This is a genomic window from Mucilaginibacter humi, from assembly GCF_013087555.1.
On sequence record NZ_JABFCR010000048.1, the window covers coordinates 1 to 25,287 of the forward strand.

At 42.0% G+C, this 25,287-nt stretch carries 30 protein-coding genes and 8 pseudogenes; 13 read left to right on the top strand and 25 right to left on the bottom strand.

Going from position 1 to position 25,287, the window contains the following annotated elements:
• Positions 1-55: 55 nt before the first annotated feature.
• The 4 genes and pseudogenes from HK413_RS10490 to HK413_RS10505 all read right to left on the bottom strand — a co-directional run bounded on the left by HK413_RS10490 (position 56) and on the right by HK413_RS10505 (position 2,405).
• A complete protein-coding gene (locus HK413_RS10490) occupies positions 56-421 on the bottom strand; it encodes a hypothetical protein (protein ID WP_175270140.1) in 366 nt (121 codons plus the stop codon).
• A 26-nt stretch (positions 422-447) separates the two neighbouring features.
• Positions 448-1,350, bottom strand: a pseudogene (locus tag HK413_RS10495) (ABC transporter permease); the annotation flags it as partial.
• Positions 1,351-1,404: 54 nt separating this feature from the next.
• Entirely contained in the window at positions 1,405-1,977 is a 573-nt protein-coding gene (locus HK413_RS10500; protein ID WP_175270141.1) for a glycosyltransferase family 9 protein, read from the bottom strand.
• Positions 1,978-2,039: 62 nt separating this feature from the next.
• A complete protein-coding gene (locus HK413_RS10505) occupies positions 2,040-2,405 on the bottom strand; it encodes a hypothetical protein (protein ID WP_175270142.1) in 366 nt (121 codons plus the stop codon).
• 178 nt (positions 2,406-2,583) lie between these two features.
• On the opposite strand from HK413_RS10505, the gene HK413_RS17965 reads away from it, so the two are divergent.
• On the top strand, positions 2,584-2,967 hold the full coding sequence (locus HK413_RS17965) for a glycosyltransferase (protein ID WP_317169476.1): 384 nt from the start codon (positions 2,584-2,586) through the stop codon (positions 2,965-2,967).
• 41 nt (positions 2,968-3,008) lie between these two features.
• The gene (locus HK413_RS17970) at positions 3,009-3,293 is read left to right on the top strand and encodes a glycosyltransferase family protein (RefSeq protein ID WP_246230285.1); all 285 of its coding nucleotides are present in this window, start codon (positions 3,009-3,011) and stop codon (positions 3,291-3,293) included.
• A gap of 17 nt (positions 3,294-3,310) precedes the next feature.
• On the opposite strand, the gene HK413_RS10515 is transcribed toward HK413_RS17970, so the two are convergent.
• The 6 genes from HK413_RS10515 to HK413_RS17980 all read right to left on the bottom strand — a co-directional run bounded on the left by HK413_RS10515 (position 3,311) and on the right by HK413_RS17980 (position 6,082).
• Positions 3,311-4,198: a glycosyltransferase family protein gene (locus HK413_RS10515; RefSeq protein WP_175270143.1), complete on the bottom strand. Its 888-nt coding sequence runs from the start codon at positions 4,196-4,198 to the stop codon at positions 3,311-3,313.
• 85 nt (positions 4,199-4,283) lie between these two features.
• Positions 4,284-4,553: a hypothetical protein gene (locus HK413_RS15390; protein WP_217452239.1), complete on the bottom strand. Its 270-nt coding sequence runs from the start codon at positions 4,551-4,553 to the stop codon at positions 4,284-4,286.
• Positions 4,554-4,590: 37 nt separating this feature from the next.
• Positions 4,591-4,872 carry a hypothetical protein gene (locus HK413_RS15395; RefSeq protein WP_217452240.1) on the bottom strand — a complete coding sequence of 94 codons (282 nt, stop codon included), beginning with the start codon at positions 4,870-4,872 and terminating at the stop codon, positions 4,591-4,593.
• Entirely contained in the window at positions 4,859-5,221 is a 363-nt protein-coding gene (locus HK413_RS15400) for a glycosyltransferase family 2 protein (RefSeq protein ID WP_217452241.1), read from the bottom strand. The genes HK413_RS15395 and HK413_RS15400 overlap by 14 nt, the downstream gene beginning before the upstream one ends.
• 55 nt (positions 5,222-5,276) lie before the next feature.
• Positions 5,277-5,825: a hypothetical protein gene (locus HK413_RS17975; protein WP_246230287.1), complete on the bottom strand. Its 549-nt coding sequence runs from the start codon at positions 5,823-5,825 to the stop codon at positions 5,277-5,279.
• A complete protein-coding gene (locus HK413_RS17980; protein ID WP_246230289.1) occupies positions 5,810-6,082 on the bottom strand; it encodes a hypothetical protein in 273 nt (90 codons plus the stop codon). The genes HK413_RS17975 and HK413_RS17980 overlap by 16 nt, the downstream gene beginning before the upstream one ends.
• 264 nt (positions 6,083-6,346) lie before the next feature.
• Between HK413_RS17980 and meaB the strand changes: the two genes are divergently transcribed.
• Positions 6,347-7,189: a methylmalonyl Co-A mutase-associated GTPase MeaB gene (gene meaB / locus HK413_RS10530; RefSeq protein WP_246230291.1), complete on the top strand. Its 843-nt coding sequence runs from the start codon at positions 6,347-6,349 to the stop codon at positions 7,187-7,189.
• 114 nt (positions 7,190-7,303) lie between these two features.
• On the opposite strand, the gene HK413_RS10535 is transcribed toward meaB, so the two are convergent.
• Positions 7,304-8,140: a M24B family metallopeptidase gene (locus HK413_RS10535; RefSeq protein ID WP_394353167.1), complete on the bottom strand. Its 837-nt coding sequence runs from the start codon at positions 8,138-8,140 to the stop codon at positions 7,304-7,306.
• Positions 8,141-8,257: 117 nt separating this feature from the next.
• A pseudogene (locus HK413_RS17985) lies at positions 8,258-8,592 on the bottom strand (aminopeptidase P N-terminal domain-containing protein); the annotation flags it as partial.
• 843 nt (positions 8,593-9,435) lie between these two features.
• On the opposite strand from HK413_RS17985, the gene HK413_RS17990 reads away from it, so the two are divergent.
• The 7 genes and pseudogenes from HK413_RS17990 to HK413_RS10560 all read left to right on the top strand — a co-directional run bounded on the left by HK413_RS17990 (position 9,436) and on the right by HK413_RS10560 (position 14,790).
• Complete coding sequence (locus HK413_RS17990; RefSeq protein ID WP_317169477.1) at positions 9,436-10,104, top strand: OmpA family protein; 669 nt, start codon at positions 9,436-9,438, stop codon at positions 10,102-10,104.
• A gap of 109 nt (positions 10,105-10,213) precedes the next feature.
• A complete protein-coding gene (locus tag HK413_RS21245) occupies positions 10,214-10,357 on the top strand; it encodes a DUF6728 family protein (RefSeq protein WP_317169478.1) in 144 nt (47 codons plus the stop codon).
• A gap of 44 nt (positions 10,358-10,401) precedes the next feature.
• The gene (locus HK413_RS10545) at positions 10,402-10,782 is read left to right on the top strand and encodes a RidA family protein (protein WP_175270144.1); all 381 of its coding nucleotides are present in this window, start codon (positions 10,402-10,404) and stop codon (positions 10,780-10,782) included.
• Positions 10,783-10,791: 9 nt separating this feature from the next.
• A pseudogene (gene recG, locus HK413_RS10550) lies at positions 10,792-12,900 on the top strand (ATP-dependent DNA helicase RecG).
• 251 nt (positions 12,901-13,151) lie between these two features.
• Positions 13,152-13,466, top strand: coding sequence for an MFS transporter (locus tag HK413_RS17995; RefSeq protein WP_246230295.1), 315 nt, complete (start codon positions 13,152-13,154; stop codon positions 13,464-13,466).
• Positions 13,451-14,365: an MFS transporter gene (locus HK413_RS10555; protein ID WP_317169482.1), complete on the top strand. Its 915-nt coding sequence runs from the start codon at positions 13,451-13,453 to the stop codon at positions 14,363-14,365. Before HK413_RS17995 ends, HK413_RS10555 begins: the two co-directional genes overlap by 16 nt.
• A gap of 221 nt (positions 14,366-14,586) precedes the next feature.
• The gene (locus HK413_RS10560; RefSeq protein ID WP_175270145.1) at positions 14,587-14,790 is read left to right on the top strand and encodes a hypothetical protein; all 204 of its coding nucleotides are present in this window, start codon (positions 14,587-14,589) and stop codon (positions 14,788-14,790) included.
• A gap of 16 nt (positions 14,791-14,806) precedes the next feature.
• Here the strand turns inward: HK413_RS10560 and HK413_RS21250 are convergent, their stop codons facing one another.
• The 4 genes and pseudogenes from HK413_RS21250 to frr form a co-directional block, all read right to left on the bottom strand.
• A complete protein-coding gene (locus tag HK413_RS21250) occupies positions 14,807-15,829 on the bottom strand; it encodes an ABC transporter ATP-binding protein (protein WP_317169479.1) in 1,023 nt (340 codons plus the stop codon).
• Between the two features lie 229 nt (positions 15,830-16,058).
• Positions 16,059-16,385 carry a hypothetical protein gene (locus HK413_RS21255; protein WP_317169480.1) on the bottom strand — a complete coding sequence of 109 codons (327 nt, stop codon included), beginning with the start codon at positions 16,383-16,385 and terminating at the stop codon, positions 16,059-16,061.
• A 58-nt stretch (positions 16,386-16,443) separates the two neighbouring features.
• On the bottom strand, positions 16,444-16,569 hold the full coding sequence (locus HK413_RS21260; protein WP_317169481.1) for a hypothetical protein: 126 nt from the start codon (positions 16,567-16,569) through the stop codon (positions 16,444-16,446).
• Between the two features lie 70 nt (positions 16,570-16,639).
• Positions 16,640-17,201: pseudogene (frr, locus tag HK413_RS10570) on the bottom strand (ribosome recycling factor).
• A 130-nt stretch (positions 17,202-17,331) separates the two neighbouring features.
• On the opposite strand from frr, the gene HK413_RS10575 reads away from it, so the two are divergent.
• Complete coding sequence (locus tag HK413_RS10575; RefSeq protein WP_217452242.1) at positions 17,332-17,532, top strand: addiction module protein; 201 nt, start codon at positions 17,332-17,334, stop codon at positions 17,530-17,532.
• Positions 17,533-17,861: 329 nt separating this feature from the next.
• Here HK413_RS10575 and pyrH read toward each other — a convergent pair.
• From pyrH to rplM, 8 genes and pseudogenes are all read right to left on the bottom strand, one after another.
• Positions 17,862-18,565, bottom strand: a pseudogene (gene pyrH, locus HK413_RS10580) (UMP kinase).
• 51 nt (positions 18,566-18,616) lie between these two features.
• On the bottom strand, positions 18,617-18,916 hold the full coding sequence (locus HK413_RS10585; RefSeq protein WP_175270147.1) for an amidohydrolase family protein: 300 nt from the start codon (positions 18,914-18,916) through the stop codon (positions 18,617-18,619).
• Between the two features lie 11 nt (positions 18,917-18,927).
• Complete coding sequence (locus HK413_RS10590; protein ID WP_175270148.1) at positions 18,928-19,236, bottom strand: hypothetical protein; 309 nt, start codon at positions 19,234-19,236, stop codon at positions 18,928-18,930.
• Positions 19,233-19,562: an amidohydrolase family protein gene (locus tag HK413_RS10595; protein WP_175270149.1), complete on the bottom strand. Its 330-nt coding sequence runs from the start codon at positions 19,560-19,562 to the stop codon at positions 19,233-19,235. The genes HK413_RS10590 and HK413_RS10595 overlap by 4 nt, the downstream gene beginning before the upstream one ends.
• A 331-nt stretch (positions 19,563-19,893) precedes the next feature.
• Positions 19,894-20,743, bottom strand: a pseudogene (tsf, locus tag HK413_RS10600) (translation elongation factor Ts).
• Positions 20,744-20,829: 86 nt separating this feature from the next.
• Positions 20,830-21,697 (bottom strand): annotated as a pseudogene (rpsB, locus tag HK413_RS10605) (30S ribosomal protein S2).
• Positions 21,698-21,718: 21 nt separating this feature from the next.
• A pseudogene (rpsI, locus tag HK413_RS10610) lies at positions 21,719-22,104 on the bottom strand (30S ribosomal protein S9).
• A gap of 22 nt (positions 22,105-22,126) precedes the next feature.
• Positions 22,127-22,564: a 50S ribosomal protein L13 gene (rplM, locus tag HK413_RS10615; RefSeq protein ID WP_175270150.1), complete on the bottom strand. Its 438-nt coding sequence runs from the start codon at positions 22,562-22,564 to the stop codon at positions 22,127-22,129.
• A gap of 441 nt (positions 22,565-23,005) precedes the next feature.
• On the opposite strand from rplM, the gene HK413_RS15405 reads away from it, so the two are divergent.
• Together HK413_RS15405 and HK413_RS10620 are read left to right on the top strand one after the other, a co-directional pair.
• Complete coding sequence (locus tag HK413_RS15405) at positions 23,006-23,404, top strand: hypothetical protein (protein WP_217452243.1); 399 nt, start codon at positions 23,006-23,008, stop codon at positions 23,402-23,404.
• Complete coding sequence (locus tag HK413_RS10620; RefSeq protein ID WP_217452244.1) at positions 23,401-24,861, top strand: M1 family aminopeptidase; 1,461 nt, start codon at positions 23,401-23,403, stop codon at positions 24,859-24,861. The genes HK413_RS15405 and HK413_RS10620 overlap by 4 nt, the downstream gene beginning before the upstream one ends.
• Positions 24,862-24,945: 84 nt before the next feature.
• Here the strand turns inward: HK413_RS10620 and HK413_RS19935 are convergent, their stop codons facing one another.
• A complete protein-coding gene (locus HK413_RS19935; protein WP_262886878.1) occupies positions 24,946-25,077 on the bottom strand; it encodes a hypothetical protein in 132 nt (43 codons plus the stop codon).
• Between the last annotated feature and the right edge of the window lie 210 nt (positions 25,078-25,287).

Genomic DNA, 25,287 nt, shown 5'->3' on the forward strand with positions numbered 1-25,287 from the left:
ACATGACGTTTAAAAGATGCTTAGCAAGTATAGGCTGAAATATAATGACCGCCCTTCAAGCAATATAAATGGGCATACTGCCCTTAATATTAAATATGGTAATGCCGGTGATGTGATCTATGCGCGCCATCCATCGTGGCTGTGTTGCGCTAATGAAGATGGTTAATCTGCCGTCGCGCACAGGAGGTTGCTTACAACGCAGCAAAGCAACGATGACCTGACGCCAGGCAAACTTCTTCTCGTTGAGCTGGTCAGTAAAGATTGTTGCGCTAATTTTAACCAGTTTTACCATGATGATGACTGGATGGCGCAACATCTGCCCGAAAGTTTCACTTTTGATTATAGCCATAAAAAATCCACCGTCTGGTGCATTTTGCTGATACCATCCAGCGGTTATGCAGGGCAGGATAGCTGCAACCAACTGGAAACTGGAGATAGACCTGAAAGCGTTAATATTAAATACCCGCCGTATAAAACAATACAGGCTATCATCATTACACCCAATGTTTCTGAAACCGGTGATGCTAATTGTTGCCTCCTTGCCATAGAACGGGCAATTGTTGAGTACTTTTTATTTTCTGGTTAAAGCGATCTTTAATAAAGCCCGTTGCGTTAAAAGCTTTGATGATTTTTATGCCTGATAATGCTTCATCCAGATAGCTTATCATATTACCATAAGTCTCCACGGGCTGCAATAGCCTGCGATTTTAGCCTTTTTACTATGCGTGATATAATAAATGCTGACACGGGAATCACCAACAAAGAGTAAATAGTAAGCTTCGTGCTGATGGCAAATAAAGTAAATACATAAAATATTAACTGTGCCGGTTCTTTAAAAACAACCTGTAAAGTACCGGTAACAGAAAATTGCACCACCTGCACATCCGATGAAATCTTAGATATGATATCCCCCTTGCGCTCGTTGCTAAAATAACCCATATGCAGGTCCATTACATTATTAAAAACAGATTTACGCAGGTTTAACAGGGTATGTAGTCGCAAATTTTCCATTATGCGTTGCGAGCCATACCTGAAAAGATTACTTAATACTACCGAAACCACCAACACACCGCATACAAATTGCAGGGTTGACCACGCCCCGTAGTTACTTATGAAATAATGCGTGTAATAATCAAACGTAGCACTCAGGTCTGTTAACGATGGCTTTGCCAACGGAGCAGCAACCGGGCCGCATGCTTTATCGTTAGAAAACAACGTTTGCAACAACGGTACTAACAGCGCAAGGTTAAGCGTATTAAATACAATAGATAGCAGGGTAAAAATGATATAGGGAATAGCAAATTTTTCAATTGGCTTGGCAAACGATAGTAGCCTGAAATATGTCTTCATTAAAAATTTATAAAGTTTGCAAAGTTAACACGAATTAATTAATTCCTGTCATTACTATGCTACGGGCAGCAACGGCAAAGTTGCCCGCCATACTTTCTCTAAATTGATGTTACCGATACATGGAAACGGTTCTTCGGGCGCGGTATTGTATATGCACAGCCAATTACAGTAATAACACGGCAATTTTTCAAAAACAAAGGTGGTACGGTTATAAACGTGCTCGGGATATGGCGCAAATCGTTCAAAGTGCCCGCCACCAACTATACAAACCGCTTTGGTATTACAGGCAGCTGCAATATGCACAGCGCTGGTTTCATTACATACCACTAAGCCAGTTCGAGCTATATGGTCTATTAGTTTGGGCAAGGTTGTTTTGCCGACAAGGTTGATAATTGCATCCTCGGGCATCAAATTCTCCAAATATTTTGCAGTCTCTTCCATTTCGGGGCCACCTACCAAATGAATTGGCCGCTGGGTTTGATCGATGATCAACATCATCAACTGCAAATAGTTTTCGGTTTGCCAGCCGCGTTTGCTATTACCTGCCCCTAAAAACACGGACACCCCTTGTTTCCGGTTGTCTTTAGCCGGAAAGCTCGGGCCGGCCAGATCAACCGGCTGGTTCAATACCTGCTCGAAAAAATACCGGGTACGGTCAAACTCAAAGTAATAATCTTTAGGCAGAATGATTAGCCGGCTGTAAAACAGATCGGTTTTTGCTTTTGTTTTGGCGATAGCGCTTCGGTATCGCTTACAAAGCCAACTATGTTTTTGGTGCCTGTTAGGGCAGCTAATCCGTCTGTTATAATATTACGGGTATAGCTTGGCTGCAGTACTTCAGAATAACTTTGGCTAAACAATTTCCATCCTAATTTAAAGGTCTGCATCGGGCTTTCATACAGATCGAAAGGTTTAGTGAAAAAGAAATTGGATATAAAAGGCTTATCATACCATAAGGCTATATCCTGCCAGGCTGTATTGCCTAACAGATCGATCTCATAGTCCTTATATTTTTCAGCATGGCGGATAACTTCCAGGAAGTTTCTGAACAGCACATAATCGCCAATGGCATCAGTTTTTATGATCAGTATTTTTTTACGGGGAGTTTTAAACTTGTAAAAAAGCGTAGAAGGTAAGGAAGTTTCAACAGAATGAAACGTGTTATTCTAAATAAATTCCTGTTCTTTATAACCATATCAATAAATTCGCAACGGCATAAGCGCTATTTAACAAGTGAACACTCCACCGGCTATATCTATAATTATTGTTACTTACAATGCAGCGGGCACGTTGCAAGTATGCCTTGACAGCATTTACAAACAACAATACCCGTCGCTAAAAATAATTATAATTGACGGTAATAGTACCGATGGCACCGTTGATATTATAAAGGCAAACATAAATAAAATACATTACTGGCAAAGCGAGCCTGATGCCGGCGTATATGATGCCATGAACAAAGCTGTAAAGCACCTAACCGGCGACTGGGTGTATTTCATCGGGGCCGATGATGAACTGCTTCCCGAGTTTTCGGACATGGCACTTGAACTTAAAGACCCAACTGCTATATATTACGCCAATGTGTTTGCCGAGGGATCAAAACGCCGGGCGAACTGACCCGCTACCAGATAGCCAAATGCGGCCCGTACCACCAGGCCATGATTTACCCGCGATCTGTTTTTGATAAGCATCAGTATAACACCCGTTATAAGATATCTGCCGATTTTGCTTTGACGCTTGAGCTTTGCGGTGATAGCAATTACCACTTTGTTTATAAAGATTACACTATTTGCAACTTTAATCATACCGGGCTTTCGGGCACGCAGATAGATAAACCTTTCCAAACAGAAAAGGCCAGGCTGGTATTTAAAAACTTTGGCTTAAAAACCTGGTTCAGGTACCGGTTCCATAAATTAAAGCATAGGGATAATCCGCGAGCCTAGCTTTTAAGACAACTCCCTCACCAGTGATTCAAAATGATCCTGGAAGAAAAGTCATGCGCGCCCTCCCCTTCAGGAATAACGTTGGCAGTGTGGTAGTAGATCTCTAATATCCTCGGCACCTTAAGCGCTTCGGCAATTGAAAAAGGGAACGATTGGTTACCTATAAACAGTTTACATCCGGCTATGATCTGCGCGAGTTGTAAAAAGTCGTCCACCTGCACCCATTTAATGTTAGGTATAGCTTTGCGCATATCCTCATATTCTGCCTCAACACCTATAAAGACAAGGTTATCATAATTTTTAAGGAACGAATAATTAACAAACGAATTGCGGTAACGCTCACTGCGGGCCACTATAATAGTGTTTGGATAACTTCGATCCGCATCTACCGTTAACCAGCTTTGCCATAATTGTGGGGTAACGCCGGTTATGTAGCTGCACCAGCGGGCGATGTTTGTATTATCTAACGAGAAAAGTTTTGCCCTGAAAAAGTCAAGGTCCACATGGATTTGCTGCCCGTTGTAAATCTCGCATTTGGCAATATACTCCTGTGCGTTTATTAGTGGCGACAGCAGGTTAACCATCTTCTCATTAAGCATAACCGCACCCAATGGGTGCGCAGAATAACCAGACAATACTAACGGTTTACCTGTTTTAAGGTATAAGTTGATGGCAACACCTGTTACCTCGTAAATTTTTTTGATAGTTGGCAGCGCATAGATCACATCACCGGCATTGCCGCTATGTACAATATTAAGGGCGGGTATGGTTTTGCATAGCGCAACAATTTTATCCTGCGTATTTAGCCTGTCGTTACCAACAAAGTAATTATTAACTTCTTCCTGCCCATAGTTTTTATGTTCCCATTTATATTGCTTGTATTTGGGGCGGTCGGTATATTTCAACCAAAGTTTACTTGCTAAGCCTCTTTTTTAAACGTCATGTTGTGGCAAAATTAAGGTAGTATTTGTACCTTTTCAAAAGTACAAATTATGGCTTAAAGCGGGTCAAACTTTTGCCGTTAACAGATCGCCTTAGCTCATCAACCACATTAAAAATTGTGCGGTTGCTGTTATGCCCGTTAACCAATGCGTTTAAGCGTTGGCGATACTGATTGATCAAATCTTTATTTTTAAAAAGCTCGGTATAGCTTTTCCAGATCGAGGTTTGCCCGACTAAAAGTTTTGGTAAAAGATCTATTATAGTTATTTGTACATACCAGGCAAAAAGTGCCAAACCATTTAAGTGCAGGGCATGCATATAAAACCGGTTACGGTAATAAATGCTTTTTATCCATTTAGGTTTCCGGAGATCTTTTGTAGTTGCCGATACCGGTGGCGGCATACCGACCGGTGCTCATAATAACATTTCCAACCCAGCTTCCGGCCCGTATGCTTAGTTCCATGTCCTCGCAGTAAAATGGGGAAAACAGTTCATAAAACCCACCAATAGCTTTCAGCTTTTTTGTAGCTATTAATGCGTTGGCGCCTGATAAGTAAAAGGTGTACAACCGGTCATCCACCGCATCGGTATAATAAAAGTAATCTGTCTTTAACTTTAGCCCGTTAAACTTGGGCATCCGGGCAGCATCCACGGATATGGTCACCCTCCATATCAATAATGCGCCCCATTACACCAAAGGTATCATCGGCATTAAAATATTTAAACTGATGCTCGAAATAATCAGGCGTAAGTTTTACGTCCGAGTTTAACAGCAGCACCAAATCGTGCTGCGCCTCGTTTATGCCCCGGTTGCAGGTAAAAGAAAAGCCGGCGTTTTTGGCGTTCACTAATAATCTTATCTGCGGATAATGCTCCTTAATAAATTCAACAGATCTGTCGGTCGAGCAATCATCAACCACAATTATCTCATAAGTTACCCCAGCGTTTTCAATAGCGGCAAAAGTAAAAGGCAGGTAGGTTGCCAATAGCTTTTCGCCATTATAATTAGGTATAATAATAGATATACTTTTTTGGCCACGGTTACTTAACTATTTTATAATTGCGGTATTCGCTAACGCGCCAACCGGTCCAGTCCTCTATTTTTTGTAATGCCTTACGGCGGAAAGTCATTTTTTTATTTAACGCTTTCAGGTCTATCTCCAGTTTCCAGTTGGTTGCAGCTATCCTGCCCTGCATAACCGCTGGATGGGTATCGGCAAAATGCACCAGACGGTCGGGATTTTTATGGCTATAATCAAAAGTGAAACTTTCGGGCAGATGTTGCGCCATCCAGTCATCATCATGGTAAAACTGGTTAAAATTGCGCAACTTATTGGCCAGACCTGATGGCGGCTTTACCCAACCATAATGATAGATATAAGCATCTATCAGCTTTACATTTATCTTACGGTTATTCCATCTAAAGCCCTGCGCGTCGCGGTAGGAGTGTATGGCTTTGTTGTTCCGTACTATCCTTATCTCGCGGCGGTACCATCTGCGCGAATGCCCGTAATAATCAAATGATCCGTAAAAGTGCAGGTACTTAAACAACAAGCCCTCGATATTGCTGTCGTTTAAATTATCTTCCATTTCTTTTTTATTGTGGGCAGATATTTTTCATGCACACATTCATCACCCCGGATATAAAAGGCCCAGTCAACATCAGGCGATATAGCGGCAAATGCCTTATCTGTTTCGGCAGCAAACACAGCACCGCCTTCGCGGATGGTTTCGTCCCAAACGGTATTAATGATCTTTATTTTTGGCGAATCTATTGCACGCACCAATTTTTCGGTATCGTCATCACTATTACCTAAGGCAACTATAAATTCATCACATATCGGCAATATAGAAGTTATGGCCTCAACAATTGGGTAATCGTTTTTACGGCATTACGGATAAATGTGAAACCTGCTACCTTCATTAATTAGTCGGGGTTTTATGCTGATTGGCAAATATAGTTTATCTCCTTATATATTATATATAAGGTAATATCAATAGCATCTTCATAACTGTTACAGCGTCACAGATACAGGTGTAACTTCCCAAACAATTGTAACACCTGTAACACGTTATACTTTTACCTATTATTTTTGTTCTTTTACATAACTATGCCAACAGCCAGCAACATCGTTCCAACCTGCACCGATTTCCGGTCGGTAGCACGTGCGCTTACTGTTGCTGAAAATGACCTGCCCGGCGCTCATGATCTTTTAAAAAGTCTAACTTTTACAAAAGCGACACCTATAATAGGGATAACCGGCCCGCCGGGCGCGGGTAAAAGCACCTTAGTAAACAGCCTTATTGAGCAGTTGGTTAGCAAGGGGAACAAAATAGCGGTGCTGGCTATTGACCCTACATCGCCGTTTAACTTTGGCTCTTTATTGGGAGACAGGATAAGGATGGCCGGCCACTTTAATAGCCCGGAAGTTTTTATAAGATCATTGGCTACGCGGGGATCGCTTGGAGGCCTATCAGCCAAAACAATTGAAATGGCCGATGTATTGCGTGCCGCCGGTTTTGATTATGTGCTGATAGAGACGGTAGGTGTCGGCCAATCAGAAATTGAGATAGCCGGCCTGGCTGATATTACATTTGTAGTGCTGGTGCCCGAATCGGGTGATGAGATCCAGAACATCAAATCAGGCCTTATGGAAATTGCCGATGCCTTTATCATCAATAAAGCCGACCGCGATGATGCCGATCTGTTTGCCAATAACCTTAAAAAGATCATCCACCAAAAAGAAACAACCGAAATACCTGTTTTTAAAACTGTAGCCACTACCGGTGTTGGCATAGATGAGGTAGCCAATTTTATACTATCAGCAAAAAATATAAAAAATACCCGCAAAGAGTTCTTACTGTCTGAAAAAGCCTACAAGCTGATTCAGCAAAAACGAATGGCGGATGTCGACAAAAAAGCTCCGGCAGGATATTGCCGAAGCCTTGGGTAAAGAAGGTTTTAATCTATATAATTTTGTAGAACAGCGTATTTAATTAAGTTATCATCTGAGCGATTAGTATTACGTATAAGATTCTTCGCTATGCTCAGAATGACAAATTTATTTTTAAGAGTTCATAATCTCCTCAATATGCTCAGCCTCTAAAGGAATATCAGCCATCAGGTCAACATTACCACCTTTAGTTATCAGGATATTGTTTTCTAACCTAATACCCAGTCCCTCGGCAGGGATATAGATACCCGGCTCGCAGGTTAATATATTGCCAACCTCAAATGGTTTGTAACGGCTTGCAAAATCATGCACATCTAAACCTAAATGGTGCGAGGTACCGTGCATAAAGTATTTCTTATAGGCCGGAATTTTAGGGTCCTGCTTTTCAACATCGTGCCTGGTTAGCAAACCCAGGCCTATCAGCTCATCGGTCATAACCTTGCCTACTTCGTCATGATATTCATTCCATATGGTTCCCTCAACCAGCATTTCTTTAGCGGCTTTCATTACACGCAACACCGCATCATAAACATCACGCTGGCGTTTGGTAAAGCGGCCGTTAACCGGGATAGAGCGGCTCATGTCGGCATTATAATTAGCGTACTCGGCGCCAAAATCAAAAAGTATCACATCGCCATCGTTACAAACCTGGTTGTTATCTATATAATGGAGTACTATGGCATTTTTGCCCGATGCTATAATTGGATTATAGGCATGGCCTGTTGCGCGCTGGCGGGTAAACTCGTGGATGATCTCTGCTTCTATCTCGTATTCTGTAACGCCGGGTTTGGTAAATTTTAAAACGCGTTCAAATGCATCCTTAGTAATAGCGCATGCTTTTTTGGTCAGTTCTATCTCGGTTTGTGATTTTACAACCCGCAGATCGCGCATTATTAATGCTGACCTTTCATAATTATGCAAAGGGTACTTGCTACGCAGATCTGCCAGCATCCTTATATCACGATAAGGCACTGTATGCGCGTAACGGTCGTTTTCGTTGGTGTTTATATATATATTGTTTGCATAGTTTATAATGCTATGCAGTATATTATCATATTCGCTAAGCCAATAAATGCTTTGTATGCCCGATGCCTGCCTTGCTTCCTCTTTGGTATACTTGTGTCCTTCCCAAACTGCAATGTGTTCGTTAGTTTGTCTTAAAAACAGTACTTCTTTGTATACAGAATTAGGACAATCCGGAAATAACAACAGGATACTTTGTTCCTGATCAATACCCGATAAATAAAAAAATCAGGATTTTGCTTGAATATAAAGGTCTGATCTCCGCTTCGCGGATACTCATCATTAGCGTAAAATATAGCTACAGAACCCGATTTAAGTCGCGAAACGAAATTTTTTCTATTATTTATAAATAAATTATTTTCAATGGGTAAATATTTCATGGTAATATTATTATTTGTACTACTTATAGAACATTTTTCATTTCTTTGTGTTAGTATTATAATTTTTGGAACAGTATTTGGTAATCGTTTCAAACATAATTACTATTTTTGGAAAAAATCACAATTAAAACATTGTTTAATCTTAAAACTATGAACTATTCTACATTAAAAAAACAGTCGCTTTATCTGTCGCTTCTTTGATGGCAGTTGCTGCCGTTAAAGCGCAGGACGCGACTAAACCTACCGCCAAGGTATTTGGTGGTAGCGGACAGTACAATACCGGAGTATTGGCTTAAACGTTGGTGCAACTTCACCTACCCTTGCAACTGGCGGATCAAGTGACTTTACCGGTAACCTTGTTAGACTTGGTTATGGTGTTTCTCTTAGAAAACAATTAGCCCATTCTTTTGGCTTACAATTAGACGTACGCGGTGGCAGAGTTGACGCAAACGCTGGTGACGGTGTACCGGGACAAATTGCTGCAAAACCATTCGTTGGTGATGGTGTTACACTACAAAGATTTGTTAGCTCATCAACCGAATTTTATCAAGCGTCTTTAAGCGGTGTTATAAACGTTGCTACTATTGATTTCTTACGTCGCGAAAACTCAGTTAACTTCTTCTTAAATGCAGGTCTTGGTTTAGCAATGTACAAACCAAACATTAAAGGTTACGGTACTAACGGTACAGACGGTACCGGGAAGAGTATCGTACAGCTGATGGCAGCGCTATAAAAGAACTTGTTGTTCCAATTGGTGTTGGTGTTAAATTTAAACTATCTGACAGAACTGCTTTAAACTTAGGTTATACTGAAAACTTTATTGATGGTGACAACTTTGATGGTGTGCGTAAAAGCTATCCAACTAAAGATCGCTACTCATACGGTTACGCTGGTTTAGAGTGGACTTTAGGTTCAAGCTCAAAACCAAGCTTAGAGTGGGTTAACCCAGTAGCTATGATGTATGACGAATTGTATGACGAAGCTTTACGTAAAGAAGTTGCTGCCCTTAAAGGCCGTGTTACTAACGTAGAGAATGCAGTTAACGATTTGAAAAAAGATTCAGACGGTGACGGTGTTGCTGATCAATTCGACAAATGCCCTAACACTCCTGCAGGTACTGTAGTTGATGGTTCTGGTTGCGCTATCGTATTCCCTAAAGCAGCTGAAGCTACTCCAACTGCTAGTGCTGACGCTTATTCTAACATTCAATTTGAATTTGATAGCTCAGTATTAAGAACTTCATCTTACCCAGTGTTAGATGCTACTTCTGCTGACTTACGTGCATCAGGTGCTAAAGTTGAATTAGACGGTTTTGCTTCATCTGAAGGTACTGCTGCTCACAACTTAGCTTTATCTAAAGACCGTGCTAACTCAGTAAAAACTTACTTAGTTAACTCTGGTGTTGATGCTAAAAAGATCAAAGTAAAAGCATATGGCGAAACTATGCCAATCGCTGATAACTCAACTGAAGAAGGACGTGTATTAAACCGTCGTGTTCAATTCAAAAAATAATTTTTGAAATCAGTTAAATAATATAAGGCTCTCCAATTTTGGGGAGCCTTTTTTGTTTAACTATATTTGTGCTATAATTTCTGAACAGAAATTTTAAGTAAATTGCACTATGTACTTTTTCCGCAAAAAAGATCCCAACAGGCCAACCAGCTTTAATTTAAAAGTAATGCATATTATTAATGCTATTGCTATAAGCGTATTCCTGCTTGGTATTATAGGGAAAATTATATACTGGTTCATGACCAGGAAATAAGTAAATACAATCGCATTTCGCGCTAACATAAATCAACCTAAAAAATGAAAAAAGTAATTAATACAGCCGACGCCCCGGCACCTATTGGACCATATAACCAGGCTATCCAGGCCGGTAATACCATTTTTGTATCCGGACAGATCCCTTTACACCCTTTTACCGGCGAATTAGTTACTGATAATATTACAGCCGCTACCCATTTGGTAATGGAAAACATTGGCGCCATTTTAAACCAGGCCAAAGCCGATTTTACCCATATTGTTAAAAGCACCATATTTTTAACCAATATGGCCGACTTCGCCGAAGTAAATGAGGTTTACGGATCATATTTTGAAGACAATTTCCCTGCGCGCGAAACCGTACAAGTATCGGCCCTGCCTAAAGGAGTAAGCGTAGAAATTTCTGTAATAGCAGTAAAATCCTGATAAGAACCCTTGAACGGCCAGCTATTTCAAACCCCGATTGAATATTTAAAAGGCGTTGGCACAGCACGTGCAGATGTGCTGAAAAAGAGTTGGCTATAAAAACTTTTGAGGATCTGCTGCAGCATTTCCCGTTCAGGCATATTGACCGTACCCGGTTTTATAAAATAAAGGATATCCAGCAGGACCTGCCTTACGTGCAGGTTATTGCCAGGTTAACCCATAAAGAACTGCTTGGCGAGAAACATACTAAACGCCTGGTAGCCGGGTGCAGGACGACACCGGGGCAATGGAACTGGTATGGTTCCGGGGGATAAAATGGGCCGAGAAGAATCTGATCGTCGGCAAGGCCTATATCCTTTTTGGCAAGCCCGGATCATTTAACGGTAAAGCCCAGATGTCGCACCCGGAGTTTGATCTGTACTCGCCCGAAGCTATACAGCGCAAAGGTAACATGACCTTACAGCCCGTATATAGCTCGACAGAAAAGCTAAAACAGTTTACGTTAGACAGCAAAGGAATCCAAAAGCTGGTGGCCGGCTTGTTAGAGCAGCATGCTAAAGACGTACAGGAAAACCTGCCGCTTTACATCCTGCAAAAATTCAGGCTTATGAGCCGTGCCGACGCTTACCGCAACATTCATTTCCCCGAGGATGCTAATAAATTAGCCGAGGCTAAACATCGGCTTAAATTTGAAGAACTATTCTTTCTTCAGCTTAAATTATTAAAGAACAAGCTGCTGCGCGTACAAAAATTCAAGGGTAATATATTTGATAAAGTAGGCTCATATTTTAATGAGTTTTATAATAATAAACTGCCGTTTGACTTAACCAATGCCCAAAAAAAAGTATTACGAGAAATAAGACAGGATACGCAGCGCGGCGTACAAATGAACCGCCTTTTACAGGGCGATGTAGGCAGCGGCAAAACCGTAGTAGCTTTAATGAGTATGCTGATAGCTATCGATAATGGCTTTCAAACTTGTATAATGGCACCTACTGAGATATTAGCCAGTCAGCATTATCAAACCATAAAAAGTTTAGTGGGCGATGATTTTGTGGAGGTCGCATTATTAACCGGCTCAACCAAACCAAAGGACCGGAAAGTATTGCACGAAAAATTGGAGAACGGTCAGCTTAAAATATTAATAGGAACCCATGCGCTTATTGAAGATAAAGTGCAATATCAAAACCCGGGCATGGTGGTTATTGATGAGCAGCACCGTTTTGGTGTGGAGCAACGCGCTAAGCTTTGGCGCAAAAATACCATCCCACCGCATATTTTGGTGATGACGGCTACACCTATACCGCGCACCCCTGGCCATGACTTTATATGGCGACCCGGATGTTTCTGTAATAGATGAATTGCCGGCCGGCCGTAAGCCCATTAAAACCGTTCATTTGTATGAAAGCAGCCGGCTGCGCATGTTTGGTTTAATGAAGGAAGAAATAGCCAAAGGGCGACAGGTATATATTGTTTATCCGTTGATACAGGAAAGCGAAAAACTCGACCTTAAAAACCTGATGGATGGGTTTGAAACCATATCGCGCGAGTTCCCGCTACCACAATACCGCGTAAGTGTTGTGTACGGTAAAATTAAACCGGACGAAAAAGAATTTGAGATGCAGCGCTTTGTAAGGGGCGAAACCCAGATAATGGTGGCCACTACGGTTATTGAAGTTGGGGTGAATGTGCCTAACGCATCGGTTATGATCATTGAGAATGCAGAACGTTTCGGCCTATCGCAGCTACACCAGCTTAGGGGCCGTGTGGGCCGCGGGGCCGAACAATCTTATTGTATACTCATGAGTAAGGAGAAGCTTAGCCCTGAAGGCCGCATACGCTTAAATACAATGGTTAGAACCAACAATGGCTTCGAGATTGCCGAAACCGACCTGCAACTGCGCGGCCCGGGGAATATTGAAGGCACCCAACAAAGCGGTCTGCTTGACCTAAAAGTGGCCGACCTTACTGCCGACCCGGGAACTATTAATGCAGGCCCGTAAATGTGTGGAAGATATTTTTGCTATTGATCCGCAGTTGGCCGCGCCTGAAAACCAGGTATTGAACCGGGCATTCCAGGCTAAGAATGCAGGTTTGAGTTGGGATAAGATTTCGTAGGCTAAACGAAAACGGTGGCTGTCATGCTGAGCCCGTCGAAGCATGAACGCAAAGGCCTACCGCACAATGCTTCGACAGGCTCAGCATGACAGCGCTCTTTTGTTATTCTTGACAATTCTATTTCATAAATAATCTCTATCTTAATTTTCTGATTTGTAGTTTTGTGTAATGGCAGAATCCGATAGTCAACCCATACCTGACAAAGACCCTTTTATAGCGTTACGCTACAAAGATTTCCGCTCTTACCGGGCATGAAATTCTTCTTCACCTTTGCTTACCAGATGCAGGCCGTAATTTTAGGCTTCTACGTTTACCAGTTAACCAAAAGCGCATTTGCTTTAGGCTTAATTGGGCTAAGCGAAGCAATTCCATCCATTGGTATTGCGTTGTACGGCGGTTACATCGCCGATAAATCAGAAAAGAAGAAAATGCTGCTGTTAGTGTTCTTTGGCGTGTTGATCTCATCACTGGTAATGTTTACCGTCACCTTAAAAAGTATGGAGGGCATCATACATGCCGGCTGGATAGTCCCCATATTATATACCATGGTATTTTTAATGGGGTAGCGCGTGCTTTTTATAACCCGGCAGCATTTAGTGTATTAGCGCATAGCGTACCTAAAGAAATCTATCCAAACTCCAGTAGTTGGAACAGCTCCAGCTGGCAAATCGCTTCTATTTTAGGCCCCTTAGTTGGTGGTTTGGTGTACGGATTTTTAGGCATAACCATAACCTTTGGCATCATCATAGTTTTTCTATTGATAGCGTTAGTCTGCGTTTTCTTTCTGAAACGCTATCCGCCTGTTTATGTACCAAAGGAAAGCATTTGGGAAAGCCTTTCAGAAGGTATCAATTTTGTGTTTGGGAATAAAATGCTGATAGGAGCTTTAAGCCTTGATTTATTCTCGGTATTCTTCGGCGGCGCGGTAGCGTTATTACCGGTGTTTGCTAATGAGATCTTACATGTAGGACCACAAGGGCTGGGCATCATGCGCGCTACCTCATCATTAGGCGCGGTATTGGTAATGCTATCCATGGCAAGGATATCCCCCATGGGTAAGCCACGGCGAAATTTGCTGATAGCTGTAACAGGTTTTGGTCTATCAATAATCTGTTTTGCACTATCCCGCAATTTCTACTTGTCGTTGTTATTCCTATTTACCGAGGGTGGCTTTGACAGCATCAGCGTACTAATCCGCGGCACTATCATGCAGATATTAACTCCTGATAGCATGCGCGGCCGGGTATCAGCGGTTAACCAGATGTTTATCGGGTCATCTAACGAGATAGGGGCTTTTGAATCAGGCACTGCAGCTAAACTAATGGGTACCGTACCATCTGTATTATTTGGCGGTAGTATGACTTTGATAATAGTAAGCATCACTTATTTCAAAACTAAAAAATTGATACCTTTATCATTACACGAGATATCGACACCTGAAGTGAAAGAAGAAATAGCTATATGATAAAACTAAAAATTATTGGTAAAGCTTTGCTGATTATACTATGTTGTATAACTTTTAATATTCTTGCCGGTACATTTCTGTTTAAAGAAACATTAGATTCAAAGTATTTTTGGGAGGTGCCATATCCGGAGGCATAGGTAGCGGGCTTGTTTTAATTTATCTATATAGCAAAAAGAAAAAAACCTACAGTATTGTCGTCAAAAGTGTAAAGGATTAGTGATATGAGGGCAAAAACCCGCGCGCTGATATTTGTTTTGGCAGTGGCTATAACCACCACGGTTTTTGTAATGATAGAAACCGTGGTGTTTAATGAGCCTTTAAAACGATCGATAATACAAGGCTTGATATCAGGTATCGCCTGCGGCATCGGTATGATGCTCTATCTAAATCACCTTAAAAAGAAATATATGAAAGATAATAAGTAAGCGACTACTCAACTACTTATTCTACCTCAGCCGAAAACTTCTCACCTATCTGCTGGCGCCACATGGCGTAATACAAACCTTTTTGATCTAACAGGTCGCTATGCTTACCCGATTCGATAATACGACCTTTTTCTAACACGTATATGCAATCTGAATGCATAATTGTTGATAAGCGGTGCGCGATCAGGATAGTAATAGCATTATTAAATTGTGATACATCTTTAATGGTTTCGGTGATCTCTTCTTCGGTTAACGAGTCTAATGATGAGGTAGCCTCGTCAAACACTAATAGGTCCGGCCTGCGCAGCAAGGCACGGGCTATAGATAGCCGCTGCTTTTCACCGCCTGATACCTTTACACCGCCCTCGCCTATTACCGTATCCAAACCGTTAGCGGCACGTGCCATTAAAGTTTGGCAGGCCGCACGTTGCAATACATCCAAACACTCTTCATCAGTAGCATCAGGGCGCACAAACAATAAATTTTCGCGTATAGTACCCGAGAATAACTGCGTATCCTGCGTTACAAAGCCTATGCGCTCGCGTAGTTGATCAAGGTCTATTTCTTTACTTGCTATACCGTTGTAAGTAATATCGCCTTCTAACGGCTGATATAAACCTACCAGCAACTTAACCAACGTTGTTTTACCTGAACCCGACGGACCAACAAAAGCAATAGTTTCGCCGGTATTGGTTTCAAAGCTGATCTGGTTAAGCGCATTGCGCGTAGCGGTTAAATGTTTGAAGGTTACGTTGTTAAAATTTAGTTTAGTTATCTTTTCAACCAGTACCGGTCTTTCAGGCTTAATATCAATTGGGGTTTCTATTATTCGTTTAAAATTCCCTAAAGACACCTGCGCTTCGCGCCACGATTGAATTACATTGCCAAGCTCCTGTAAAGGATTAAAAAGAAAGAAAGAGTAAAATAAAAATTGGAAGTAATTACCGGGTGTTAGCGTATGTTTAAATATCAGCATTAACAACACCACTATCATGGCGCTGCGTACCGGGTTCACAACAGTACCTTGTATAAAGCTCATGCTTCGCACAAACTTTACTTTTTTAACTCAAGGTCAAGGATCTTATAAGTAGTTTTATTTAGGCGCTCTATTTCTGGTTAGCCAAGCCAAGACTTTTTACCAGCTCAATGTTTCTTAATGACTCGGTAGTCGACCCTGCCAATGCAGTAGTTTCACCCACAATGCTTTTTGGATGGTTTTGATGCGTCTGCTTAACAGCGAGCTTACTATTGCAATTATCGGTATAGCACTAAAGTAAACCAAGGTAACCTGATAGTTTACTTTTAGTGAATAAACAATTACAAATATCATCCCCACCAAACTCACAAATAATACGCTGATGAATGAGGTTATAAATTTCTCGCAATCCTGGCGCACCTTTTGCAAAACGCCCGAGGGTTTCGCCGCTCCGCTGATCTTCGAAAACCTGGTAAGGCAATTCAAGGGAGTGCTTCAGTCCATCGCTGTACATTTGCGCACCTGTTTTAAGTACGATGATATTGGTGAAATAATCCTGAAAATTTTTAGCGATACGAGATACCATTGCCGCACCGACAGCTAACCCAACAAGGACCAACGCTCCGTGTATGCGGTACTCGTAAGTAAAAATTTTACTATCTTGAGGTAGGATATAGTTATCCGAGGATTTTCCCGGTGATCAATGGGTCTACCAATGAAAAACCAATATTTATACCCGCCAGTATTAAAGCAAGTACTACCGTCCAGCGGTGATCTTTTAAGTATGATAAGAGTATTTTCATATAATGTTGCGAAAATAAAAAAGGGAACGGCTAAGTAGCTCATTCCCTTTAATTTGACAATCAGGTTAAATTAAACCGTCATGATATCTTTTTCTTTAGCTTCTGATAGCTGATCTACCTTGGCAATGTAAGCATCGGTCAACTTTTGAACTTCAGCTTCGCCGGTCTTCATTTCATCTTCTGAAACACCTTCGGCTTTTAGTTTGCGGATCTTCTCGTTAGCATCCTTACGCACGTTACGGATTGCTATTTTACCGTTCTCGGCCTCGCCTTTAGCTTTTTAACCGGTCGCGACGGCGCTCCTCTGTCAATGGTGGCACGTTGATACGGATAATAACACCATCATTTTGCGGATTAACACCAAGGTTAGCCTCCATGATAGCTTTTTCGATAGCACCAAGTAATGATTTTTCCCATGGCTGTACAACAATAGTACGGGCATCTGGCGTGTTAACACTACCAACCTGGCTTAACGGGGTGGCGGTACCATAGTAATCAACATATACATCGTCCAGCATTGAAGGGCTTGCCTTACCTGCACGGATCTTATTTAATTCGCCATCTGCATGGTCAATTGCACGGTCCATTGCAGCCTTAGCGTCGGTTACTTGTTTTTTAATGAGTTCGCTCATCGTGTTATGATTTTTGACAAAAATAGTAAAATCTATGATTTATGGTTCAAATAAATCTTGCTCATAATAACGATTTATGCCTGTAGTTGTTATAGATAAAAAAATATTCTAATTTTAACATATGGTACAAATGCAAGAGATATTAGAGCTAAGTGTTGCGGAACGCATTTTGATGATTGAGAAAATTTGGGATAGTATCGACCCCGGTACAATTCCGACCCCAGATTCGCACCAGCAAGAATTAGACAGACGGCTAAATCGTTATACTAAAGGCGAAACTTCTTTTGTTAGTTGGGAGAGTATAAAAAGCGAGCTTAATGCTGCTAAATAGAATGTATCAACTGCTCATATCCAACGAAACCAGGCTTGATATTTTAGAAGCATTTTCATGGTATGAAAGACGCCGGGCCGGCTTGGGTAAAGACTTTGAACTTTGTTTAGAAGTTGGCTTAAATCAAATACAGCGTGACCCTTCCTTATTTCAAAAACGGTATAAAAGTTTAAGAATTCATTTTATAGCCCGATTTCCGTATGGCATTCATTACTTAGTTGATGACAACTCAGTAAAAGTATTCGGAGTTTTTCATACCAATCGTAGTCCAATAAATTGGAAAATAAGGATAAATTCGAAAAAATAATTTAGAAGCTTGACTGTGGTATTTACTTTACCAACGTACCAATGGGCTCGCCTTCGGCAATCTTCATGAAATTGCCCGGCTTGTTCATATCAAATACAATAATGGGTAAGTTGTTTTCTGGCAAAGGGTTATGGCGGTCATGTCCATTACATTCAAACCTTTGTCATACACCTCCCGGAAAGTTATTTCATCATAACGGGTAGCTGAGGGGTCTTTCTCCGGGTCGGCAGTATAGATGCCATCAACACGGGTACCTTTTAGTACCACATCAGCTTTAATTTCGATAGCGCGAAGGGATGCAGCGGTATCCGTAGTAAAATATGGGTTACCCGTACCGGCGCCAAATATTACAATATGTCCAACTTCTAAATGGTGCATGGCACGACGGCGGATATAAGGCTCGCAGATCTGCTCCATCTTTATGGCCGATTGCAGGCGCGTTTCAACGCCAATACTCTCCAACGCGTTTTGCAGCGCCATACAGTTTATTACAGTTGCAAGCATCCCCATATAATCTGCCCGGGCACGTTCCATGCCTGATTTTTCTGCACTTAATCCCCTGAAAATATTACCACCACCAACAACAATGGCTATTTCAAGGCCCTTGTCTTTAACTGCTTTAATATCATGTGCATATTGCAATACCCGGTTGTTATCAATACCGTATTGCTTATCGCCCATTAATGATTCGCCGCTTAGTTTCAGTAATATTCTTTTGTACTTCATGTATGGTGTGGGATTTATCAAAAATATATAATTAAAGCTATTGTTAAAATATTATGTTGTTTTTGTTGCGCCTTTAAATATTACGTTAACAAGCTTAAAGGCATCATTAAAAACAACCAGGTTGGCGTCAAAGCCTTGCGAAATTTTACCTGTTGTTGCTGATTTTATTAATTGTGCGGGATATAAGGAAGCCATATCCACCGCTTCGGCAAGATCAATGCCAACGCGCTCAACACAATTTTGTACGGCTTTCAGCATCGTTAAACACGAACCCGATAACGTACCATCAGGCATTACATACCTGTCGGTTTTAAATTGATGTTGATAGGTGCCTTTATTACTTTCTGACACGGCATCGGTTATTAAAAAAGCTTATCGCCCAGTTCGCGTTTGGCTAAACGGATCATCGTAAAATCAACATGTACGCCATCGGCAACAACTATGCTTGTGTACGGCCGCTCTTCAAATATTGCCGGAATATAACCGGGCTCGCGGTGATGCATAGGCGGCATAGCATTATATAAATGCGTTACCGCTTGTACCGGTTTATTTAAAAACGCTTTCCCTTCGGCATAAGTAGCATTACTATGGCCCGATGATAATACAACACCCTGCTGGTGCAGGTAAGCTAAAATTTCCTGATCCTGTAATTCCGGCGCAAGCGTTATCATTTTACCAAGCCTTTTCCGCGCTCAATCCAGCTTTTAACTTGCGCAAGCGTAGCTTTTTTATCAATGCCGGTGGATGCGCCCCGCAACGTTTTGGGTTTAAATACGGCCCTTCGGTGAAGGCCCAGTAGGTTACCTACGTGGTTATCCCAATAATTTACTATAGCATCAATGCCGCGTTCAATAATATCATCTGTATTTGTGGCGATGGTGGCAAAAAAGCCGGTGCAGCCCTCGGCCAATAAAGTATGCTCCATTTGCGCCAATGCCTCGGGCGAAGGATCGCCGCCAAAAAAGGGGCTTGCCTGCACCGTAAATTTGCAGGTCAATCAGGCCCGGAGCAAGAAAATTATTATTCAGATCAATGCGGGTTGCACCTTGCGGGATCTCGGTGTCGGCTACTACACCTATGATCTTATCGGCTTCAATTAGAACGGCGTTCCCTGTGGTAATGCTACCATCAGATATCAGCCGAAGATTAGTTAAAGCGGTTATCATTTTACAAACACGTTTGTCATCCTGAGCGTAGCGAAGGATCTTCTGCGCTATGCATGTCGACACCTACCAATGTATAAGATTCTTCGCTACGCTCAGAATGACAAAAGAAGGAATTTTTTGGCAAAAAAATCCCCCGATAATTATCGGGGGATTTCAATATAATTAAGCTCCTAAAGCTACCCGTTTAAAGGCAGTTACTGTAAGGCCTTTCTCAACAGTATCTAAAAACTGAGATACGTTTTTTGATGAATCCTTAACAAACTCCTGGTTTAACAGGGTTGAGTCTTTGTAAAACTTGTTCAGTTTACCGGCAGCAATTTTTTCAACCATTTCTTCTGGTTTACCTTCTGCACGTATTTGGTCTTTAGCAATTTCAAGCTCGCGCTCAATAGTTGTTGCGTCAACACCGTCTTTATCAATAGCAACAGGGTTCATAGCTGCAATTTGCATTGCAACGTCTTTACCTGCTTCGTCAGCACCGGCAGCAGCTTTATTTAAGCCAACCAATACACCTAAACGGAAGTTACCGTGGATATAAGCAATTACTTTTTCGCCTTCAACAACTTCGTATTTAGATACGCCGATCTTCTCGCCGATTTTACCAGTCTTGTCAATGCAAGCTTCAGCAATAGTTAAACGAGAGTTTTCAATGTCAATAGACAATTGGTTCAGTTCTTCTAATGATTTCGGGTTCTGCTCAACCGCTTCGTTAGCAATCGCGTTAGCAAAAGCTACGAAATCAGCATTTTTAGCCACGAAATCAGTTTCGCAGTTTAACTCGATGATAACACCGCGTTTAAAATCAGCTGATGTACGCGCAATAACAACACCTTCGTTCGACTCGCGGTCTGGCGGCTTGCTGCTACTTTAGCACCTTTTTTTCTTAAAAAATCAATAGCTGCTTCAAAATCACCGTTAGTTTCAGTTAAAGCTTTTTGCAATCCATCATACCTGCACCTGTTTGCTGGCGCAGTTTGTTTACATCGGATGCAGATATTTGTACTGTAGACATATTAGTTTTTATTTAAGTTAAAAGTCGCAAGCCTTAAGTCCAAAGTCACTAATGACTATCGACTTAAGACTTACGACTAAATATTATTATTCTTCTGTAGTATCAGCAGCAGGAGCTTCGTCTTCTACAGCTGCAGTAGCTTCAACCGGAGCTTTGCGGCTTCTTTTGCCTTCGGCAGCAGGTGCACGGTCAGCAACTTCAGGAGCATCAGCTTTAGCTTTCGCCTGTGCTGCTTCTTTTTCAGCTTCGTCGTCTTTCTTTCTCGCGTTTACGCTCGTCTAACCCTTCTTCGATAGCTTTGATGATGATACCGGTGATCAATGAAATTGATTTGGTAGCGTCGTCATTAGCCGGGATAGGGAAATCGATGTTTGAAGGATCAGAGTTAGTATCAACCATTGCAAAGGTTGGGATATTTAACTTTAATGCTTCTGATACCGCGATGTGCTCTTTTTTAACATCAATTAAAAACAATGCAGCCGGTAAGCGATTTAAATCAGCAATACCACCTAATAAGGTTTCTAATTTGATACGCTCGCGCTGTATCATCAATCTTTCTTTTTTAGAAAGGTTGGTGTAAGTACCGTCTTTAGTCAATTTATCGATGTTTGACATCTTTTTGATCGACTTGCGTACAGTAGCAAAGTTGGTTAACATACCACCTAACCAACGCTCGGTTATGTACGGCATGTTTACACCTTTTGCATATTCAGCAACAATATCTTTCGCTTGTTTCTTTGTAGCTACGAATAATACTTTACGTCCTGATTTTACAATTTGTTTTATAGCTGCAGCAGCTTCTTCAACCTTTGATAAGGTTTTATTTAGATCGATAATGTGGATACCATTACGCTCCATAAAAATGTACTGTGACATTTTCGGATCCCATTTGCGGGTAAGGTGACCAAAGTGTACACCTGCGTCCAGTAACTCGTCGTATGTTGTTCTTGCCATTGTGTTGTCCTCCTTAAAATATTAACGTTTACTGAATTGGAATCTCTTACGAGCTTTCTTGCGACTGGGTTTTTACGCTCAACCATACGCATATCGCGTGTCATTAAGCCTTTAGCGCGCAATGAAGGTTTCTTATCAGCATCGAGTTCAACAATAGCTTTCGCAATAGCTAAACGAACGGCTTCTGCCTGTCCTTTTACACCACCACCTGCAACATTTACTTTAACATCATATAATCCGGCCGAACCAGAAACCTCAGTGCTCTGAGTAACGATGTATTGCAATGGCAATGTAGGGAAGTATTCTTTGTAATCTTTACCGTTTACGGTAATTGCACCGCTACCATCTGTAAGGTAGATACGTGCAACGGCTGTTTTTCTTCTGCCTGAAGTGTTTGTTGTTGGCATTTCTTTTTCCTTAGTTTTTAAATTAAATGGCTTTCGGGTTTTGAGCTTCATGAGGATGTGTAGCACCTGCATATACATGCAAATTGCCAAACAATGCTTTGCCCAAACGACTTTTAGGTAACATACCACGCACCGCTTTTTCAATTACGCGTGTTGGATGTTTTGCCATTAACTCCTTAGGAGAAATGAAACGCTGACCACACGGATATCCAGTGTACGAAACATAAGTTTTGTCGCTGAATTTATTACCGGTCAACTTTACCTTGTCTGCGTTGATAACTATTACATTATCACCACAGTCTACGTTTGGGGTAAAATCTGGCTTGTTTTTTCCACGAATGATCATTGCGATCTTAGTAGACAAGCGCCCCAAAATCTCGCCTTCGGCGTCAACAACAACCCACTGTTTGTTAACTGTTTTTTTGTTGGCTGAGACAGTTTTGTAACTTAACGTATTCACTTGCTTTGAATTAAATTAAATAAATGTTTATTATACCCCGCTTTTTCGGGACTGCAAAGATACGCTTATTTGTTTTATTTGCAAGTGGATTTACAGGAAATTGTTGGGTTTATTTTATTGATTGTTTTGCCGGGAGGTTTAAAGGTTGTAAAGTTGGATGTTAGCTTGTTTCATCAAATTAGATGTTTAAAAAATTTTAGTTTTTAACAAAACTTTCACTATCAATTAGTTAAAGCAGGAATCTTGTTTCATTTTGTTTCCCGGGTTTTTTGTAAGAGATTTATAGTCAAGTGGTTAGGTCAAAATCTTGTTTCATCTGTTTCATACACGCGTGAAACAAACGCGCTGTGGATTGGGCTTAAAATGCAAGTTCCGCATATTAATACAAGCTAATTCTTTCCTATATTTAGCCCCACTAACTGATCTTAAATATTACGCTACATGTTAAAATCAATTTCAATATCGGCATTGCTATGCCTTTTCATTGCGCAGGCTAATGCGCAAACACTCACCATCCCCGACCCGATAGCCAAAACCTACAGCAACGGCACCCGCGACAAAAGCGGCAAGCCCGGCAAAAAGTACTGGCAAAACCACGGCCGCTATAACATAGCGATAACCGTATCGCCGCCCGACCGTACCATAAAAGGCACAGAGCAGATAAGCTACGTTAACAACAGCCCCGACGTGCTGAAGAGCCTGAACATGAAACTGATCATGAACGTGCACCGTGGCCGCAACAACGCTAAACCTGAGGCAGGCATCCAGATAGATAACATCACCGCCAATGGCGCCAAAGTAGCCGGGATAACAACACGGCATCAACCACCAACCAAATGATAGACCTGCCAAAACCGCTGGCATCAAAAGATTCGGTTAAGCTGGACATTGCCCGGCACTACCAGCTATCAGACGGTACAAAAGGCGACCGCGAGGTTATATCGACTCGACCACCTACTACGGCTTACTTCTACCCGCGTGTATCGGTATATGATGATTACAAAGGCTGGGATACCCAACCACACACCGGCGGGCTTGAGTTTTATAACGACTTTAACGATTACACCTTAAGTGTTACCGTACCTAAGAACTTTATTGTTTGGAGCACCGGCACGTTGCGCAACCCTAATGCGGTATTGCAACCAAAATACGCTAAGCTACTGGAGCAATCGTTCACCAGTGATAGCACTATACACATCGCTACTCCGGTTGACCTAACCGCTAAAACGGTTACCGCCCAAAACGACCAGAAACACCGGATCTGGACCGCGACCAACATCACCGATATGACCTTCGGCACCAGCGACCACTATAACTGGGATGCTGCAAGCACCATTACCGACGATGTGACGAAACGTCGTGTAAGTGTACAAGCCGCATACCCTGATGCATCGAACGACTTCCACCACTCGGTACAAAACAGCCGCTATGCGTTGGCATGGTTTTCTAAGAACTGGCCCGGCGTTCAGTACCCGTTTGAGAAGAGCACCGCTTTCCGGGGCACTGCCGATATGGAGTACCCTATGATGGTTAATGACAGCCACGTACCGGATTTAGGCTTTGCCCAGTTGGTGCAGGACCACGAGCAGGCGCACACCTACTTCCCGTTCTACATGGGTATTAACGAAAGCTACTACGCCTTTATGGACGAAGGCTGGGCAACTACCCTCGAGTACCTGATAGGCATTGAAGAGAAAGGTAAAGCCGCTGCCGATAAGTTTTACAAGCAGTTCCGTGTTAATAGCTGGGCAAGACGCCCGCATACTAACGAGATGCCGATCATAACCCCGTCGCCTGATACTAAGTACGGCGCAGGTGATAACTTCTATGGCAAACCGTCATTAAGCTACCTGGCGCTTAAGGATATGCTGGGCGACGACCTGTTTAAAAAGGCGCTGCACAACTACATGAACAACTGGCACGGCAAACACCCTATCCCGTGGGATTACTTTAACGCGATGAGCACCGGTGCCGGTAAGGACCTGACCTGGTTCTTCTATAACTGGTTCTACACGCCCAGCTATGTCGACCTGAAACTGTTAAGCGTTGATAAAGCGGGTTCGGGCTACAAAGTAGCTATACAAAACGTAGGTGGTTTTGCCTCGCCGTTTGACCTGGTATTAACCTATAGCGATGGTACAACCGAAACCGTGCATCAAACCCCGGCAGTATGGCAAAAGGACCAAAAACAAGTAATCATCAACCTTAAGAACAACAAAACCATAACCGCGGTGCAGGTTGATGGCGGCATATTTGTAGATGCCAACCAAACCGATAACAAATGGGCCGCGCAGTAAGCTGAGATAACTCATTCTATCTTAAACCCCTTCCGGTGTAGGAAGGGGCTTTTTTGTCGCACCTAACCCCTGCAAATGTCTCTTTCACACATCATCGCTTTGATAATCAGCCTGTAAATTTGTAGTATCGATAACTTTAATCAAAACATTATGAAAGGCGAACCGGCAAAAATCTGTGCCTTTTATGGTACGGTCGGGCGGCGATACGGTTATCATATGTTATAGCGGGCCGTGGTTTTTGCCAGTACTTTTTGCCGGGCTTGCCGCTTTTGTCGCGGGTGCCGTTGCTGTAGGTTTTGGCTATCGGGTCGGGGATGGTGAGTGTTTGCGCATTAGCCTGCGCAATGGTATAGCAATGCCGATATTGAAATTGATTTTAACATGTAGCGTAATATTTAAGATCAGTTAGTGGGGCTAAATATAGGA